This is a genomic window from uncultured Parolsenella sp., from assembly GCF_934660935.1.
Taxonomy (GTDB): Bacteria; Actinomycetota; Coriobacteriia; order Coriobacteriales; family Atopobiaceae; genus Parolsenella.
On sequence record NZ_CAKUIH010000003.1, the window covers coordinates 20,623 to 37,750 of the forward strand.

Here is a 17,128-nt window from a genome sequence, read left to right on the forward strand (position 1 = left end):
GGTTGCGTTACGCGGCGATTGGCGAGACGGGGCTTCCCGGTCACGCGGCCATATCAGCCGAGGCGAGCGGGAGCAGCTCGAGGCCTCCCCTACATCAGCTTCGTGCTTTCGAGTCTTTCCTCGACCCACTCGTTCAGGCGGATGATCGGGCGACGAAGCACGAGACCGAGCAGCAGCGCCGGAACAAGGAAGCACGCGAGCTTGCCCATGCAGATCCAGTAGTCGTTGCCGTAAAGGCCAAACATCGCGGCTCGCATGGCGTTCTCGCTATGGACGAACGGCAGGAAGGGATACAGAGCCTGGAACGTGGCAGGCAGCATCTCCTTCGGGAAGGTGCCGCCGGAGCCGGCGACCTGGATGACCATGAGCACGACTGCGATAGCCTTGCCCACGTCGCCAAAGCTAGCGGTAAGGGCGTAGATGATGTTCACGAACACGAAGCTCGCCAGCCACCCCACGAGGAAGAAGAGGGCGGGATTAGCGCACTGCACGCCGAGGAAGTAAAGGTCACCGGCGCAGATGAGCGCGCTCTGGAGCAGGCCGACGCCCGCGAACAGGGCAAGGCGTCCGAGGTAGACCTGGGTGTGCGAGCAGCCCGTCTCCTCAATGGCCTTCTCACTCGCACCCGTCTTCACGAGGGCGGCCAGAACGACGCCACCGATCCAGATGGCGAGCGTCGTGTAGAACGGCGCCATGGCGCTGCCGTTATTCTCAATCGCATAGATCGGGTTGCGATCGACGACAACCGGGTTGGAGATGAAGTTCGCAAGATCGTTGACGTCGCCCGAGAGAATCGAGCGCACCTGGTTCATGTCATCGGACTCGAGAGCCGCCGTGAGTTTGCCATGGAGCGCGACAAGCTTCTGGGCGGAGTCGTCGAGCACGTCGGCGGCCTGGCTCAGCGAGTCGCTAGCGCCACCGATGGAGTCCGCGGCGGAAGAGGCGGTGGAACCAACGGCGCCGAGCGTCTCGTTCAGGCTCGACATGATGGAATCGGCGTCGCCGGCAGCAGAGTCGATGTTGTTGGCCAGGTCGTTGAGCGACCCCTTGAGGTTCGTCTCGTAGAAGGACTCGACGGAGGAAAGGCTGCCCTTCGCATTCGAGACGATGCCCTGGAGCTCGGCGCGGGCGGCTGCGGCGTCGGTCTTGCCCGTCTGGATGTCTCCGGCGGTCTTGCCGAGCATCTGGGCGAGCTCGCCCATCGAGGAGGCGGCGCTCTCGGCGTGTGCCTTGAGCTCGCGGGCGGAGTCCCTCGCGTCCTGGAGCGCAATCGAGGTCTTGTGGAGCGTCGAATAGCGAATGGCGTAGAGCGGAGAATTCGGATCGAGGGCGTTCAGCTGAGCGTCGACGGAGGACTTGGCTGCGTCCATCTTGTCGGCCGCGGCGCCAAGGCGCGACGCGAGGTCGCTCAGGCGCTCCTGGTTCGTGGAGGCCACGCCCTGCGCCTTGGTGAGGGCGTCGATGAGGTCGTTCGTGGGGGCATCGGCGGCATCGAACGCGCTATCGATGGCATCGGAGACCGCGCCGATGCTGGCAGAGCTCGAGGCGATGGCGTCGTTGATCGATCCCGTGGTGCCATCGAGGGCGTTCCCAAGGTCACGGACGTTACTCGCCGCACCCTTGAGCGAGTTGCCCACGGAGAGCGCGGAAGACAAGGAGGCGTCGAAGGCCGAGGAGCCGGACCCAAGCAGGCCCTGGGTGGCGTCAAGCGTGTCCGCGAAACCGCGCATGGTCTGGGCGGTGGACGTGAGCGTCTCGGAGCTCTTCTGCACGGCGGTGTCGAGGTTGGCGGCGACCTCCGCGATCTTATCGTCGTCGAGATAGTTGCCAAGCTGATCGAGGACGCCGGCCCCGACGGTCGTCACGGTGCTCGCGAATGACTCGTCGATGTCCTTCTCGATGGCGGAAGAGGCCTTGTTGGTCACGATCTGGGCAATCGCGTTGGCCTTCTCGTTCTGATAGAACTTGACCTGGGCCTTGACCGGATTGTCAGAAAGAGCAGTGAGGAGATCGGCGGAGAAGTCCTCGGGGATGACGACGGCAGCGTAGTACTCGCCAGAACGAACTCCCTCGATGGCCTCGTCCTCGGAGACCACGGTATAGCCGATGGTCGTCGATTCGCGCAGGTCATCGACAACGCGGTCACCGAAGTTGATTTCGATCGGCATGAGGTCAGAGGCGTACCCGAGGTCAGAGTTGGCAACGGCGACCTTCAGGTTCTTCGTGTTGCTGTACGGATCCCAGAAGCCACCGATGTTGAACCATGCGTAGAACGTCGGCACCACGATGATGCCCATGATGACAACGAGGGCGATGACGTTCCCCTTGATGTGGCGCAGGTCGCGCTTGATGAAGTCGATGATCTTGCGCATTACGCCTCGCCTCCCTTCGAGGAATCGGCATCCGAGGCATCGGAATCCTTGCGTGCGGAACGGCCCTCGAGGGCGGAGGCGTTGATCTCGCCCTTTTCGAGACGCATCTTGTCGAGCGGAGCGAACGCCATGAACTCCTGGCGAAGCTCGTCGTCGAGGAGGGCGAAGAGCTCCTCGCGGCTCATGTCGGTGAGCGAGAGCTTCTTGGAGACGCGCTCGTGGAAGTACTCCACCACGATGAGGAACGTGCTGATGATGATCAGCGAGAGGATCCAGAGCGTCAGCATTGCAAACTTCGCGGGCAGGACGAACATGAGCGCGAGCAGGACGAGCGGCACCCAGATGAGCGCTGCGAAGCCACGCTTGATGAGGGTGGGATACATGAGCTCGAACTTTGCGGCGCGCTCGGTGAAGGCGGCCTTGTACTCGCCGGAGTTCATAATGATCTTGATGAGCGTCGAGAGGCGGAAGGTCGCGCCCTCCATGCTCGTGCGCTCCGTGATCATGAGCTCCGTATCTCCAAGCTTGCGATCGAACAGGGCGTTGATGTTGAGCAGGTGGCGGCGCGCGGCGACGCCAATGAGCAGCGCCGGGATCAGGAACACGAGAAGAACGAGCAGGTTCGTGGCGTAATAGTTGCCGTAGAAGCCCGCAATGGCCTCGCGCATGGCATTGACGCCATACGTGAACGGCAGGAACGGGTGAACGTTCTTGAAGAAGTCCGGCATCATCTCGATGGGATAGGTGCCCGAGGCGCCAGGAATCTGCAGAATCACGAGCAGGACGGCGATGGCCTTGCCGATATGCTTGAAGGCCACGGATATCGAATAGATAAACGCCACGTAGACGAAGCTCTCGACCATGCCGGCGAAGACGAACGCCACCGGGCTCAGACACTGAATGCCGAGAAGAACGTCGCCAACGCAGCAGATGATGGCCTGGACCTGGCCCAAGAGGTTCAGCAGCAGCCAGCGGCCGAAGAAGCCCTGCCACGGCTTAAACTTGCCGATACCCTCGTCATCGACCTCGAGCTTGTAGATGGCGACGAGCACGAAGCCACCCACCCAAAGAGCGAGGTTGGTGAAGAACGGCGCCACGCCACTGCCGTAGTTCTCCACGGCGTAGACGGGCTGGGAGACCATCTCGGCGGGCGAGCCGATGAAGTCGCCCACCTGCTCCGCGTCGAGGTCGAGCGCGTCCTTGAGCATGCTGAACGCCTCGGCGCTCTGGATGGCGGCGGTGTCGGTCGCGAGCGTACCCACGGCATCCGCGGCGGAGCGAACGCCGGCAGAGGTCTGGGCGATGGCGTCAGAGCTTTGGGCGAGGATGCCGTCGAGCTGGGAGAGCGTGCCGTCGGCCTGGGAGAGCATCGGGGCGAGCGCGCTGGCGGTGCCCACGAGGCGGCCGCCGGCGTCGGCGAAGCCGTCGAGCGCACTGGAGACGGCCGGAAGCGTCGTGGTGTTGAGCGTTCCCTGCACCTCGGCAAGGCCCTGGGAGGTCGCCTGCACGGCGGCGTTCACGGAATCAGAGAGGCCGGCGATCGCGTCGTTGGCGTTCTTGATGGCGGCGCTCTTCTCCTTGAGGGTGGCGAGCTGGCCATCGTTCAGGTTCTTGAGTTCGTTGAGCGCAGACTCCGCGGAGGAAAGCGCGTTGAGAATTTCCTGCTTGTTGGGGGTGGAGTCATCGAGGCCGTTGATCGTGACCCACGCACGTTGGATGGAGGTCGTGAGGTCTGCAATGGTATTGGAGTTGAGGGCGCCGATGTGGCTGATCGCGCCATCGAGCTGGCCCTGCGCCCAGCCCACGTCGCCGGTGATCTGGCCAATATCGTAGTTGGCCTTGCTGGAGATGCCAGAGATGGTCGAAACGCTCGTGCCGAGGGCAGCGGAAAGTTGTGCGCCAAGGGCCCCCGCGTTGGCGCGGGTGCTGGAGAGGGAGTCCATGGAGCTCGAGAGCGTGTTCGCGAGCGAGGCAGAGGAAGTGCTCACCTGGGAGAGCGTGGAGCGGGCGGAGCTGACGGCGCCACGGGCATCGGAAATGGTGCCACCGGCGTTATCAAGGCCGTCGGCGATGCCATTGAGCAGGCCCTGTACCTCGATCAGGCTCTCGGTAGCACTCGCGGTGGCCTCGTCGATGCCGCCAAGTAGGCTCCCAGAGAGGACGGAAAGCTTCTCGGAAACCGTCTCGCCGACGACTTGCACGAACTGGTTGGCGATCTGCGCCTCGAGGGTGGTCGCACCGGTATCGGTCACCTTGGGCGAGATGGCGTTAACCTTCTCGTTAACGTAATAGGCGATGTGCGCCTGCTCGGTATCGCCGTCGAGAACGTCTCCCATGGAGCTGGTGAAGTCCTTCGGCAGGACGAAGGCGGCGTAGTAACGGCCGCTCTTCACGCCCTCGATCGCCTCGTTCTCGCTATCGACGATGTTCCAGCCGAGCTGGTCGTTATCCTTGAGGCGCTCCTCGACCATGTCGCCGGCGTTGATGTAGCCCTTGTCGCCCACCTCGGCGCCCTCGTCCTCGATGACGACAGCGATGGGGACCGTCGAGGTGTTCTCGTACGGATCCCAGTTGGCGAGGATGTTGAACCATGCGTAGAGTGACGGGATGATGCACACGCCGATGGCGACGATGATGGCCACGGGATTGACGAGGATGCGTTTGAGGTCGCGCTTGAAGATGTCGAAGGCAGTTCTCACGTGGTGACTCCCTGCAGTAGAACGTGACTTACGGTTGCGCTCGCCGACGACGAGGCCTTGCCGACGATGGCGCGGGTCTTGCTGGCCGGCGGTGGAGCCTTGCCGGCGGAGGTACGGGACGTGCAGTAACGCTGGGCGCACTCATTTATGTGCTTAGTAAGGAGCCAGGATGACCCCGTCTCCCCGGCTGTCCTATATACCCTCGCGAAGGGGCATTATACGCACTCTAAGCAGACAAGTTTACATAATTTTACAAGTTTACAGACGCCCTGCGAACCAATACACTATCTGTGCCCTGAAAGGGCGCTCGTCAAGAGGCGTCGAAGCGGCCAAGCACCGCCAAGACGCGTAGAGCCGAGGGACCGAGCCCTATGACGCTCCGACAACCCACCTCGCGGCCGCAGCCGCCGGCAGGGTGCCAATTCTCGGCGGAGAGCCGCGCTCTCCGGAAGACGGGGGAAGCATGACACGCGTCATCGGCGTCCCCTTGCATATAGGCATGGGGACGTTTTTCGTCTCCGGGCGCCAGAAGGCGTCACGTACGGGCCTTGCGCCCAAGGAGGTTGCACGCATGTCAGAGAGCTACTACTTCACCTCGGAGTCTGTGACCGAGGGTCACCCCGATAAGACCTGCGACCAGATCAGCGACGCCGTGCTCGACGCGATTCTCGCCAAGGAGGCTCGCCTCGAGGCCGAGGGCTACGTCAGCCCGTCCGGCAGCCCCGCCAGCCTTTCCGAGGTCCGTTGCGCCTGCGAGACGTTCGTCACCACCGGCACCGTCGTCGTCGCCGGAGAGATTCGCACCCAGGCCTACGTCGACGTGCAGACCATCGCCCGAGACGTGCTTCGCCGCATCGGCTACAACCGAGCCAAGTTCGGCTTTGACTGCGAGACCTGCGGCGTCATCAGCATGATTCACGAGCAGAGCCCCGACATCGCCCAGGGCGTCGACGAGTCCTTCGACGCCCAGGCAGGCCGCACGACCGATCCTCTCGACCTCATCGGCGCAGGCGACCAGGGCATGATGTTCGGCTATGCCTCGGACGAGACCGAGACCCTCATGCCCATGCCCATCTACCTTGCCCAGAACCTCGCCAAGCGCCTGGCGGACGTCCGCAAGTCCGGCGAGATCGAATACCTCCGCCCGGATGGTAAGACCCAGGTGACCGTCCGCTACGAGAACGACCGCCCCGCCGAGGTGACCGCCATCGTCGTCTCCACGCAGCATGACCCGAGCGTCGAGAGCATGGACGTCATCAAGAACGACGTCATCGAGCACGTTATCGCGCCGGTTCTCGCCGAGGTCGACATTCCCTGGGGTAATGCGGACATCTACGTCAACCCCACCGGACGCTTCGTCGTTGGCGGCCCGATGGGCGACACCGGCCTCACCGGCCGCAAGATCATCGTCGACACCTACGGCGGCATGGGCCGTCATGGCGGCGGCGCCTTCTCCGGCAAGGACTGCACCAAGGTCGACAGATCCGCCGCGTATGCCGCGCGCTGGGTTGCCAAGAACGTCGTCGCCGCCGGCCTCGCTCACAAGTGCGAGGTGCAGCTCGCCTACGCCATCGGCGTCGCGCACCCGCTGTCCATCCTGGTTGATACCAAGGGCACCGGAACGGTAAGCGATCGCACGATTGAAGCTGCGGTCGAGCGCGTCTTCGACCTGCGCCCGGGCGCCATCATTCGCGACCTCGACCTTCGCCGCCCAATCTTCGAGAAGACCGCCGCGTACGGCCACTTCGGCCGCAAGGACCCTGACTTCACCTGGGAAGCCACGAATCGCGTCGACGAGCTCAAGGCCGCCGTGGCCGAGCTTGCGTAGCGAACACGAGCGATACCCTAACGCGAGCAATAGCTGGCGCCACGGAACGAGCAATAACTAACATGCAAATCTGCGACGATTGAACCGCTTCAACGACTAGCGGGTGCTCCCCTCAGCTGGGCGCACCCGCTTCTTTTACGAACAGCAGGCGCGGCTAGGATCCACATCCCGGCCGCGTCCGCCCTTAGCGAGTCGCGCAATCACGCAATATGCGAATCAAACTTATTAGCGCGACGGCCATGAAAGTCTCGGACTCACCGTCAGGTTCGGCGTCATGCTACGCCTCGGCAGTCTCGGCCTCGCCGCTATCCTCGGCGTCGTGATCGCCAGAATCGGCTACCTTAAGCGCCTCGCTCTCCTCGATGGGCTCGGGAGGCATGAGGAGGTTCAGCACGATGGCCATGACGGCACACGGGGTGATCGCGGAGGTGCCGAAGATGGTGTTGATCCAGACAGGCATGCCAGTGCCGGTAAGGGAGCCGGAGACCTGCGCGATGCCCAGGCCAAATGCCACGGACACGCCAAAGATGGTGCAGGTACGCGGCGTAAGCCCGTCCTTCACGAGGATTCGGATGCCGTTCAGGGTGATGGTGCCGAAGACGCTGATCGTGGCGCCACCAATGACGGGCTGCGGAATCATGAGCAGGAGCGCAGAGAGCTTCGGGCAGAGGCCGGCTGCCATGAATGTAAGGGCCGCGCCGCCAAAGACCCAGCGGTTGATGACCTTGGTGCTCACGATGATGCCGACGTTCTGGCCAAACGCGGAGGTCGGGAGGCCACCGAACATCGAGGAGATGATGGAGACGAGACCCTGCGCCATGATGCCGCCACTGATTTCGCGGCCCTTGGGCATGCGGTCCATCGAACCGGCAACCGCGGCGGAGAGGTCGCCGATGAGCTGTACGTTCACCATCACGTAGATGATGCCGACCGTGATGCACACTGCCGGGTCGAACTTGAGCTCGTAGGGCATGAACTGCGGGAGGGAGAACCAGGACGCGCCGGAAATCGCAGAGGCGTCAATCATGCCAAAGGGAATCGAGACAAGGCAGCCAATGAGCATGGCGAAGAAGATCGAGCCGATCTTGGTGATGCCCGTCGTGAAGTTGGTGAGGCCGAAGGTCAGCGCGAAGGTGACGAGGCCAACAAGCCAGTTCTGGGCACTGCCAAAGCCCGGTGTCCCGACACCGCCGGCAATGTACTTGATGGCGGTGGGATAGAGCGAGACACCGATGGTGAAGATGACCGTACCGGTGACGAGCGGCGGGAAGAAGCGCTTCACCTTGTCGTAGAACAGGCCGAAGACGACCGCGACGATACCACCAATGAGCTGCGAGCCGAGCACCACGGAGAAGCCGAACTCGCCGCCAACCGCCTGCATGACGGGAAGGAAGGCGAACGACGCGCCCGTGAGGATGGGCAGGCCCGCGCCTATGCGCCCAAAGAGCGGGAACTGCTGAAGCAGCGTGTCGATTGCGGAGAGGATGAGGGCGACCTGGATGATCGCCGCTTCCTGCTCCGGAGTGAACTTGCACGTGGTGGCGATCATCATCGCTGGCGTAATGACGCCGGCGAACGACGCCAGCACGTGCTGAAGGCTCATCGGCACAAGCGAGGACAGGGGCGGAACTCCCTCGCGCTTGAAAAGCCTCTCGTCCAGATTACCTTCGGTCTTCATGGTGTTTCCCATGCGTGCTCCTCCTTTGGGTCCCGCACGACATGCAAAATATATTTCAGTTACTAAAACTATTTGTTTGGTTCTTACGTTGTGGAGCGCAAACGGCGGGTATAACCTCGCGAACGGTAATTTACTATATGAATCAGCGGTATTGCCAGGCCACGGCGTTGGCCTGGGATACGATTCAACCACACGCAACAGCTTCAGACGGAGGGCACCATGCTCGACATGATCAAGGCGGACGAGGCCCGCGCCATCGCCGACGAGGCCAAACCCAACCGCGAGCGCGCCGCCGCGGACACCCTCTCCGACAACGCAATCAACTGGGCGATCCGCAACTGCGCCGCACGCACGGACACGCGCGTCCGCATGTACGCGAAGTTCGGCCGCTACGAGCTCTCGGTCAAGTTCGCTCCGGGCGTCGACGACCGCAACGGTGAGGGCAACTCCTTCTACAACGACCTCGTTGCCAATAGCAACACGGATGTCGCCGACGCCATCTGCGACATCATCTACGGTCGCGACCAGGACCTCATCTCCCCCATCCAGACGGCCCGCTTGCTCAACACCTACTCGGCGCGCTTGGCCAAGTTCGTCAACGACCTGCAGCGCAACGGCTATGACGTCTGCGTGGGCGATGGCCTGGACCAGGGCAACGGAAAGCTCGACAACAACACGATCATCGTGAACTGGGCGTAGGACGAGGAAGCGCATAAAGAGAGGGCCCAGCTCCCTGGGGAGTCGGGCCCTCTTTGCTAACGCATACACGAAGTGAGACGCCTCTCGCCTACTCACCGCACTCTTTGTGGACGATCTCGATGGCCTTTTCGACGCCGTCGATCACGTTCTGGTAACCGGTGCAGCGGCAGAGGTGGCCAGAGAGGTTCTTGCGGATCTCGTCGCGCGTGAAGGTTTTGCCAGAGTCGATCATCTCCACGGCGCTCATGATGATGCCAGGGATGCAGAAGCCGCACTGGACGGCAAACTGGTCGATAAAGGCCTGCTGAACGGGGTTGAGCGTACCGTCCGGAGCCTGAAGGCCCTCGACGGTGAGGATGTTCTTGCCCTGGGCCCACTCGGTAAGGTACAGGCAGGTATCGGTCGCGACGCCGTCGATCAGGACGGTGCAGGCACCACACTCACCCACCTCACAGCCGCGCTTGACGCTCGTGAGGCCGAGACGGTTGCGCAGCGTGTCGAGCAGGCTCTCGCGCGGGTCATAGCCAACCTGCACTTCCTTGCCGTTGACGGTGCACTTGAGAATTCGCATATCCATTAGATATCAGCCCCTCCCTTTCGAGCGGCCTCGACGAGGGAACGCTTCGACATCTCCTTGATAAGCTGCAGGCGGAAGTCCTTGCTCGCGCGCCAAGAGTCACGCGGGTTGGTGCAAGCGCAGGCGAGCTCGCCGATTCGCTCGGCGGCCTCGGCCACGTCGAGACCTCGCACGGCGTCCTCTGCGGCGATGGCACGCATCGGGGTCGGGCCGGCGACGCCAAACGCGAGGCGGATGTCCTCGATCGTGCGCTTGTCCTCGCCAAGCTTCACCAGGCAGCAGCAACCCATCGTGGTGATCTCGAGAGCGCGACGCTTACCATACTTGAAGTAGTGGCCAGAGAAGCCCTCGTAGTGGTCGCGCGGAATGCGGATGCCCACGAGGAGCTCGTCACGCTCGCGATGGCTTCGGCCGGGACCGGCATACCACTCCTCGATGGGGAGGGTGCGCGTTCCGCGGGAGCTCTGGAGGTCGAGCAGGGCACCAAACGCAAAGAGCGTCGATGCGGTGTCGGCCGAGGTGGCGGCAGAGCAGACGTTGCCACCAATCGTGCCGGAGACGCGCAGCTGCGGGCCGCCCGGGGTATCGCAGGCCTCGCCGAGAACCGGCACGGTCTCCTGGATGACCGGGGACGTGGTCACGTGGTGGAACCACGTGATGGGGCCGATCCAAACGGTGCCGTCGTCGAGAAGACGCACGCCGTCGAGCTCGTCATGGAGTTCGTGGATCGAGACAAGGTGGGCAGGCGCGCCCTTGCCCTCGCGCAGCTTGACCAGGACGTCGGTGCCGCCGGCAATGACCTCGGCGGAGGGGTCGGCCGCAAGGGCCTCGCAGGCATCAGCCACGCTGGTGGCCTCATAGAGCGATTCGATGTCGTACATCTAGATCAGCCCCGCTTCCTTGAAGCCCTCGAACAGACGCTGCGGCGTCATGGGCTCCACGTAGAACTTGACGCCGGTAGCGTCGAGGATTGCGTCTCGGATGGCGGATGCGGGCGAGATGACCGGGGTCTCGCCAACCGCCTTGTTGCCGTAGGGCCCCGTCGGGCACGGCTTCTCAACGAAGTCCGCCTTGAGGTCAGGCAGGTCCATCGTCGTAGGGATCTTGTAGTCGAGCAGGGTCGGGTTGAGGACGCGAGCGGTCTTCGGGTCGACCTGAAGCTCCTCGTAGAGGCCATAACCGATACCCTGGGCCATACCGCCGTGAATCTGCTGCTCAACGAGCTTGGGGTTGATCAGACGGCCAGAGTCCTGGACATTGATGATCTTGTTGACCGTGACCTGGCCAAGCGGCATGTCCACCGTGACGTCAGCGAAAGTGACGCCGCCGGCGAGGGTATTGGTGTGGACGTTGATGGTCTCGTGGGCGGAGAGCTGGTCTGCTCCGTCGAGGTTGTAGTAGGCCTCGAGGGCGAGGTCAGCGAGGTTCCAGATCTTGTTGCCCTCGCCGTCCCAGATGGCATGGTCATGCAGGTCGAGCTCGCCGGGCGCGTCGGGCGTGAGCTTACGCGCGAAGTCGAGAATCTTGCTCCTAAGGGTCTCGCCGGCCTTCTTCACGGCCGTGCCGGAGACGTAGGTCTGGCGCGACGCATAGGCACCGGAGTCATAGGGCGTAACGTCCGTGTCCTGCTGAGACACGATGTGGATGTCCTCGGTGTCGACGCCGATGGCCTCGGCTGCCATCTGGCTGAAGACGGTGTCGGCTCCCTGGCCAATCTCGGTGGCGCCCATCTGGAGCTGGACTGAGCCGTCCTGGTTGAGCGTGACCTGAGCGGTGGCCGTCTCGAGCGCGAACGGAGCGACGGCGGTCTTGTATACGAAGAAAGCGACGCCCACGCCATGGCGAATCGGACCGGTCTCGTTCGCGTACTCCCTCTTCTTGCGATCCCACTCGATGTACGCCTTGCCCTTCTCGGCGCACTCCCTGATGGCGCAAGTATGGGCGGCGATGGTGCCGTTAGGCGTGAACTCGTCGACGAACTTGTCGGTATAGACGTTCTTGAGACGGAACTCGAGGCCATCCCAGCCGTTGTCATAGGCGATGTCGCCCATGAGGCACTCTGCGGCCCAGTTCCCCTCGGGCACGCCATAGGCACGCATGGCACCCGTGTGCGGACCGTTGGTGTAGATGGTGTAGGCCTCGGAGTGTGAGGCGACCTCGTTGGTGTGGTAGAGCCAGCGGAAGCTGTTCACCGAGTTGAGAACGAGGGCGTGACCGTGGTGAATGTATCCGCCCGTATTCGAGTACGCGACGATCTTGCGAGCGTGGAGGGCCATGTCGTCGCCATAGGAGCACTCGATGTCGAACGTCTTAGGCTGGCGACCAGAAGTGGCCCAGAAGAGTTCCTCGCGCGAGATCTCGAGCCTGACGCATCGGCCGCCGAGCTGCTTGCAGATCCACGCATTGAGGGGCTCGTAGTGGACGTCCTGCTTCGTACCGAAACCACCGCCGATATAGGGCTTGATGACGCGCACGTCGCCCCAGGGAATGCCAAGGGCCTGGCCGATGACGCGGCGCACGACGTGCGGGATCTGCGTCGAGCTCACGCAGACGATCTTGTTGCCCTCCATGTAGCAGTAGGAGACACAGGACTCGATGTGGACCTGAGACTGCTCGCGGCTCTCCGCATGAATGGCGATGTGATGATAGGCGGGATCCTCGAGGGCCTCCTCCACCGTCTTGTAGCCGGCCTCGGCGAGCTTGTCCTCAGGCGTGACCGCGCAGGTGTGGGCGACGATGTTGTCAGGTTTGGCCTCCTGGACGGGCACCTCGGTACCCTTCATGGACTCGATCGCGTCGTAGACGACGGGATACTCCTCGTACTCGACCTTGATCAGGCGCAGCGCGCGATCACAAGCGACGGTGTCCTCGCCCACCACGACGGCGATGTTGTCACCGTAGATGCGCACGCGGTCGTCAAGCAGGCGACGGTCAGCCTGGTCACGCTTGGCAGCGGCGGAGTTGGCATACCAGGGGTGGCCGGCCACGGGATACGGATGCTCGGGCACATCGAAGCATGTGTAGATAGCAACGACGCCCGGTACCTTCAGTGCCTCCGCAGTGTCAATCGAGGTGACCCGACCGTTTGCGATGGTGGAGTGGAGGAGCTTTGCCTCAAGGCAAGGCTTGGGACATAGGTCATCCGTGAACTTCGCACGACCAGTGACCTTGTCGTAGGCGTCAACCCTTGGGATCGGCCTGCCGACCTCCCTCAGTGTCTCCATGACGTCCTCCTTATGGAATTGTTGCGCGCTTCCCAGGCGCGCGAGGGGACTCAGCCCCGTATAGCTGGGCGCGGCGGCACTCGCGAACGCGAATCCTTAAACGCCCCATAGCAAGCGACGTTCTCTGATGAGAAGTCTTGCTAGCTAACAAAAGGTTAGCCAAGCGAGCAGCGCGAGCCTACTTTTGGACGGTGAACGGGCGGGAATACCGGGTGGCTGGCAAGGGAGCACAAATTACGAAACAACCCCTTTGACCTGGGCGTTATAGCTGTGTGAGTTTAACGCTAGAGCGCGATGAAGTAATTCCGCAGATGCGTGCGGCCCCGCGATACGCGGAGCCATGTCTGCATTGCGCTGCAAGCAAGACGAGTGCGCAGTGAGACACGAACTTGTGGACAATAATTTGGTATTTGCGAGACGCTGGTGGACGGATTGCACGCAGCGTGGACACCCCAACCCACGCGCGGTCTCGCGTTCGCGGCGCAAAAAGGCCGGGACGCACTTGGCATCCCGGCCAAATAGCCGATTGTCTTTAGCTCTAGCCGAACGACAACAACTTCGACCTCACGTCGACTGCCTCAGCTACGCGGACGCGCGTTGCAACTTCGTCACAATCGCGTCCAGCCCCTCGGCTCAAACGCAAGTTAGCCAGACTAGCCCAGCGTGGACTGGATGGCCTCGATCTCGGAGTCGCTCAGGTAAGTGCCGGCCTTGATCTGATCGGCGTACTCGTTGATCTTGTCCTGGACGTCAGACGGGACCTTGTCGGAGAACTTGCCGAGGGTGACGCCGCCGTTGTCCATGTTGGCGGTGATGGCCTTGCCGCCACCGAAGGTGCCGGCCTCGATCTCGTCCATGGCCTGGTCGATCTTCCAGTCGGTCACCGTGGAAGCGATGACGGTCGGCTGGTCGTCGCCGAGGATGTCGATCGGCTGGGCGATGTCGAAGTGAGTGTCGGCGCCGGCAGCCTCGAGGGCCTTACGGGAACCGTTGTCGACCGCGGAGGCGTCGCCCCACATAACGTCGACGTTCTTGGAGTTGATCCACTGCTCGGTGAGCTGGGTGCCCTTCGCGGCGTCGGAGAAGCCGGCCTCGAAGTTGTACTGGCCCTGGATGGAGGAATCGATCTTCTGGGCAGCGGCGAGGTAGGCGCTGTACTTGGCGAGCGTGCTCGGAAGCTTCATGCCACCGATGAAGCCGATGGACTTCGTCTGGGTCATGAGGCCAGCGATGACACCGGCGAGGGCGCCGAGCTGCGTGAAGTCAGGAAGAACGGTCTCGACGTTGTCGGTGCTCTCGTAGTCAGCGAGCTCCTGCTCAGGGTTGGTGTTGGTGATCAGGAAGTGGACGTTGGGGTGAGACTCGGCGGCATCAGAGGCGACCTCGGCCCAGGTGGAGGCAAACTGGTTGCCGTTGCCGACGATCAGGTCGACGTCCTGGTCAACGTAGGACTCGGCGGCGGTGGCGGCGTCGGCGTTGGCGACGTTCTCCTTGGGCTCGAGCATCTCCCAGTTGGGGTGGGAGTCAACGGCGCGCTTGAGGGACTCATAGTGGGCCTGGTCCCAGCCGCCGTCGGTAATAATGCCGCTCATGATCATAGCGACCTTGTAGGAGCTCTTCTCGGCAGAGCCAGTGCTGGCGGAGCCAGAGTCAGAGCCACCGCACGCGGTGAGGGCGAGGGCCGCAGCGGCGGTGGCGCCACCGGCGACGAACTGACGACGATTGATGTTCTTGCTCATGGTGCTTCCCTTCTTTTCCGGGGCTCTTTTGCGCCCCACATTTAAAGCCTGGTGCACGTACGCATGAAACTAAACGCCTCTGCCGAATCAGGCAGGTGATACCATCTGCAAGACGGACGGGCCAAACGAAGTCTACCCATGCCGCCCCTGCCTTGCGCCAAGACAAGCGAAACCCCTATATCCGCCCGACCTGACACTAAATACAAGCTGTACACGAGACGGTGACCCACCCCCGCGGATCACCGCCTCATTGTATCGCTAACGGCTCTCGCGGTTATACGGCTGACCGTTGGCCTTCGGGCCAGCGTGCTTCGAGCCAAAGAACACGAGGGCCACAATCGTGAAGATATACGGAATCATCTTGAAGAACATGACCGGCGCAGACTGGAACTGAGCCTGGAGGGCGACGTTCACGCCATCGAAGAAGCCAAAGAGCAGGCTCGCGAGCATGACGCCCACGGCACTCCAGCGGCCAAAGATGACCGTCGCCAGCGCGATGAAGCCGCGACCCGCGACGATGCCGTTCGTGTAGATCGGCGTGTAGCAGATCGTGAGGAAGGCGCCGCCCGCAGCGGCAAGGGCGCCGCACAGGATGCAGGCCACGTACTTGGTGCGGATGACGTTGATGCCCAGGGTCTCTGCGGCCTGGGGCTTCTCGCCCACGGAGCGGAACGACAGGCCGGCACGGCAGCGCTTGAAGAAGAACGCGACCACGGGCACGAGGAGGAACGCGATGTAGGCAAGCAGCGACTGGTTGAACATGCCATTGCCGATGACCGGAAGATCGCACAGGCCGGGAATGGCGATGTTGGGCATCTGCGCACCGGTGGCGTTCTCGGGGTTGGAGCCGACGAACAGGTTGTAGCCAAAGAGCGCGATGGCCGGCGCGAGGATGTTGACCGCCATGCTCGTAACCACCTGGTCAGAGCAGAGGGTGACCGTGCAGAACGCGTAGATCATGTTGATGAGCACGCCCGCGGCCATGCCGACGAGCAGGCCGAGCCAGAGGTTGCCCGTGACCTTGCCAACGGCGAACGCCACGAAGGCACCCACGGCCATGATTCCCTCAAGGCCGATGTTGACCATACCGGCACGCTCGGAGAAGACCTCGCCCAGGGCGGCGAGCAGGATGGGCACGGCGCCCATAGCCATCGCCCTGACGATGGTGGGAAGCGCAACCATGAAATCCATTACGCCTTCACCTCAGCTTTCTTGTTCTTGCCCAGCGAGGCGATGTACGCCTTGACCTTGGGCAGCTTCACCAGGGCCATGCCCGCGACGGCGAAGATGATGATGAGACCACGAATGATGTCGATGATCGCCGTGGGAACGCCGATGACGGACTGCATCATCGTGCCGCCCGTGGAGAGCACACCGAAGAGCAGGGCGACGACGATGGCGCCAAGCGGGTTGAGCTGCGCGATAAGCGCGATTGCCACGCCGTCGAAGCCGAAGCCGGAGCCAAAGCCGTCAGCGAGGCGGAACGGCGTCTTGCCGAAGAGCTCGATGGCGCCGCCGAGGCCGGCGATAGCGCCGGAGATGACGAAGGCGAGCAGCACGAGCGTGCGGACGGGGAAGCCGTTAACCTTGGCAGCGGTGGGGCTCATGCCCACGGCACGAATCTTGAAGCCGAAGGACGTGCGGAAGATCACGTACCAGACGAGGATGCCAAGGATGATGGCGATCAGGACGCCAAAGTGCGCGGGACCGATGTCCATGAGGTGCGCGGACTTGGGCATGGCAGGAGTCTGGGGCAGGCCCTGGTCGGAGTAGACGTTCTTGTAGAGGAACTCCATGAAGTACAGGGCGATGTAGTTGAACATGATCGTCGTGATCATCTCGTTGAGCCCTCGAGTGATCTTGAGGATACCCGGGAGGAGGGCCCACAGACCGCCGAAGACGATGCCCACGACGAGGCCCACCGCGATGGCGGACGGGCCGGTGAGGCCAAGCTTCAGCACGAAGTACGCGGAGGCGGAGGCGCCCATGATGAACTGACCCTCGCCGCCAAGGTTGAACACGCCGCACTTGTAGGCGAACACGGCGGCAAGGCCCGTGAAGATCAGCGGGCAGGCACGCTCAAGCGTCTTGCCAATCTTGCCGATATCGCCAAGAGAGCCCTTCAGCATCGCGGCATAGCCCGTGATCGGGTTCTTGCCGAGGCAGGCGATGATGACCGCGCCGATGATGAGGGCAAGGAGCACAGACACAACCGGCGTGATGATCGTCAGGCGCTTCTCGCGCAGCTGTTCCTCGCTCAGGGCACCCTTCTTCGAGGGCACTGCCTTCTTCTTGTTGTCAGCCACTGTCCC

11 protein-coding genes are annotated in these 17,128 nt (G+C 62.7%); 2 read left to right on the plus strand and 9 right to left on the minus strand.

Annotated elements, in window-relative coordinates; translation table 11 throughout:
* Positions 1 to 89 precede the first annotated feature (89 nt).
* The gene (locus Q0H23_RS02040) at positions 90 to 2,372 is read right to left on the minus strand and encodes a YhgE/Pip domain-containing protein (protein ID WP_293835174.1); all 2,283 of its coding nucleotides are present in this window, start codon (positions 2,370 to 2,372) and stop codon (positions 90 to 92) included.
* Positions 2,372 to 5,071: a YhgE/Pip domain-containing protein gene (locus tag Q0H23_RS02045; protein ID WP_293835178.1), complete on the minus strand. Its 2,700-nt coding sequence runs from the start codon at positions 5,069 to 5,071 to the stop codon at positions 2,372 to 2,374. The genes Q0H23_RS02040 and Q0H23_RS02045 overlap by 1 nt, the downstream gene beginning before the upstream one ends.
* A 571-nt stretch (positions 5,072 to 5,642) precedes the next feature.
* On the opposite strand from Q0H23_RS02045, the gene metK reads away from it, so the two are divergent.
* Positions 5,643 to 6,899, plus strand: a complete 1,257-nt coding sequence (gene metK, locus Q0H23_RS02050) for a methionine adenosyltransferase (RefSeq protein ID WP_293835181.1) — start codon at positions 5,643 to 5,645, stop codon at positions 6,897 to 6,899.
* A gap of 277 nt (positions 6,900 to 7,176) precedes the next feature.
* On the opposite strand, the gene Q0H23_RS02055 is transcribed toward metK, so the two are convergent.
* Entirely contained in the window at positions 7,177 to 8,589 is a 1,413-nt protein-coding gene (locus tag Q0H23_RS02055) for a solute carrier family 23 protein (protein ID WP_293813966.1), read from the minus strand.
* 207 nt (positions 8,590 to 8,796) lie between these two features.
* Here Q0H23_RS02055 and Q0H23_RS02060 point away from each other — a divergent pair, with 207 nt between their 5' ends.
* Positions 8,797 to 9,276 (plus strand): hypothetical protein, encoded by a 480-nt coding sequence (locus Q0H23_RS02060; protein WP_293835184.1) that lies wholly within the window; start codon positions 8,797 to 8,799, stop codon positions 9,274 to 9,276.
* An 88-nt stretch (positions 9,277 to 9,364) separates the two neighbouring features.
* On the opposite strand, the gene xdhC is transcribed toward Q0H23_RS02060, so the two are convergent.
* From xdhC to Q0H23_RS02090, 6 genes are all read right to left on the minus strand, one after another.
* The gene (gene xdhC / locus Q0H23_RS02065; protein WP_293835186.1) at positions 9,365 to 9,853 is read right to left on the minus strand and encodes a xanthine dehydrogenase subunit XdhC; all 489 of its coding nucleotides are present in this window, start codon (positions 9,851 to 9,853) and stop codon (positions 9,365 to 9,367) included.
* A complete protein-coding gene (gene xdhB / locus Q0H23_RS02070) occupies positions 9,853 to 10,734 on the minus strand; it encodes a xanthine dehydrogenase subunit XdhB (RefSeq protein WP_293835188.1) in 882 nt (293 codons plus the stop codon). Before xdhB ends, xdhC begins: the two co-directional genes overlap by 1 nt.
* Positions 10,735 to 13,077, minus strand: a complete 2,343-nt coding sequence (gene xdhA, locus Q0H23_RS02075; RefSeq protein ID WP_293835190.1) for a xanthine dehydrogenase subunit XdhA — start codon at positions 13,075 to 13,077, stop codon at positions 10,735 to 10,737.
* A 653-nt stretch (positions 13,078 to 13,730) separates the two neighbouring features.
* Positions 13,731 to 14,816 carry a BMP family ABC transporter substrate-binding protein gene (locus Q0H23_RS02080; protein WP_293835193.1) on the minus strand — a complete coding sequence of 362 codons (1,086 nt, stop codon included), beginning with the start codon at positions 14,814 to 14,816 and terminating at the stop codon, positions 13,731 to 13,733.
* 258 nt (positions 14,817 to 15,074) lie between these two features.
* Positions 15,075 to 16,007: an ABC transporter permease gene (locus Q0H23_RS02085; RefSeq protein WP_293813960.1), complete on the minus strand. Its 933-nt coding sequence runs from the start codon at positions 16,005 to 16,007 to the stop codon at positions 15,075 to 15,077.
* Complete coding sequence (locus Q0H23_RS02090) at positions 16,007 to 17,122, minus strand: ABC transporter permease (protein WP_293835196.1); 1,116 nt, start codon at positions 17,120 to 17,122, stop codon at positions 16,007 to 16,009. Before Q0H23_RS02090 ends, Q0H23_RS02085 begins: the two co-directional genes overlap by 1 nt.
* Between the last annotated feature and the right edge of the window lie 6 nt (positions 17,123 to 17,128).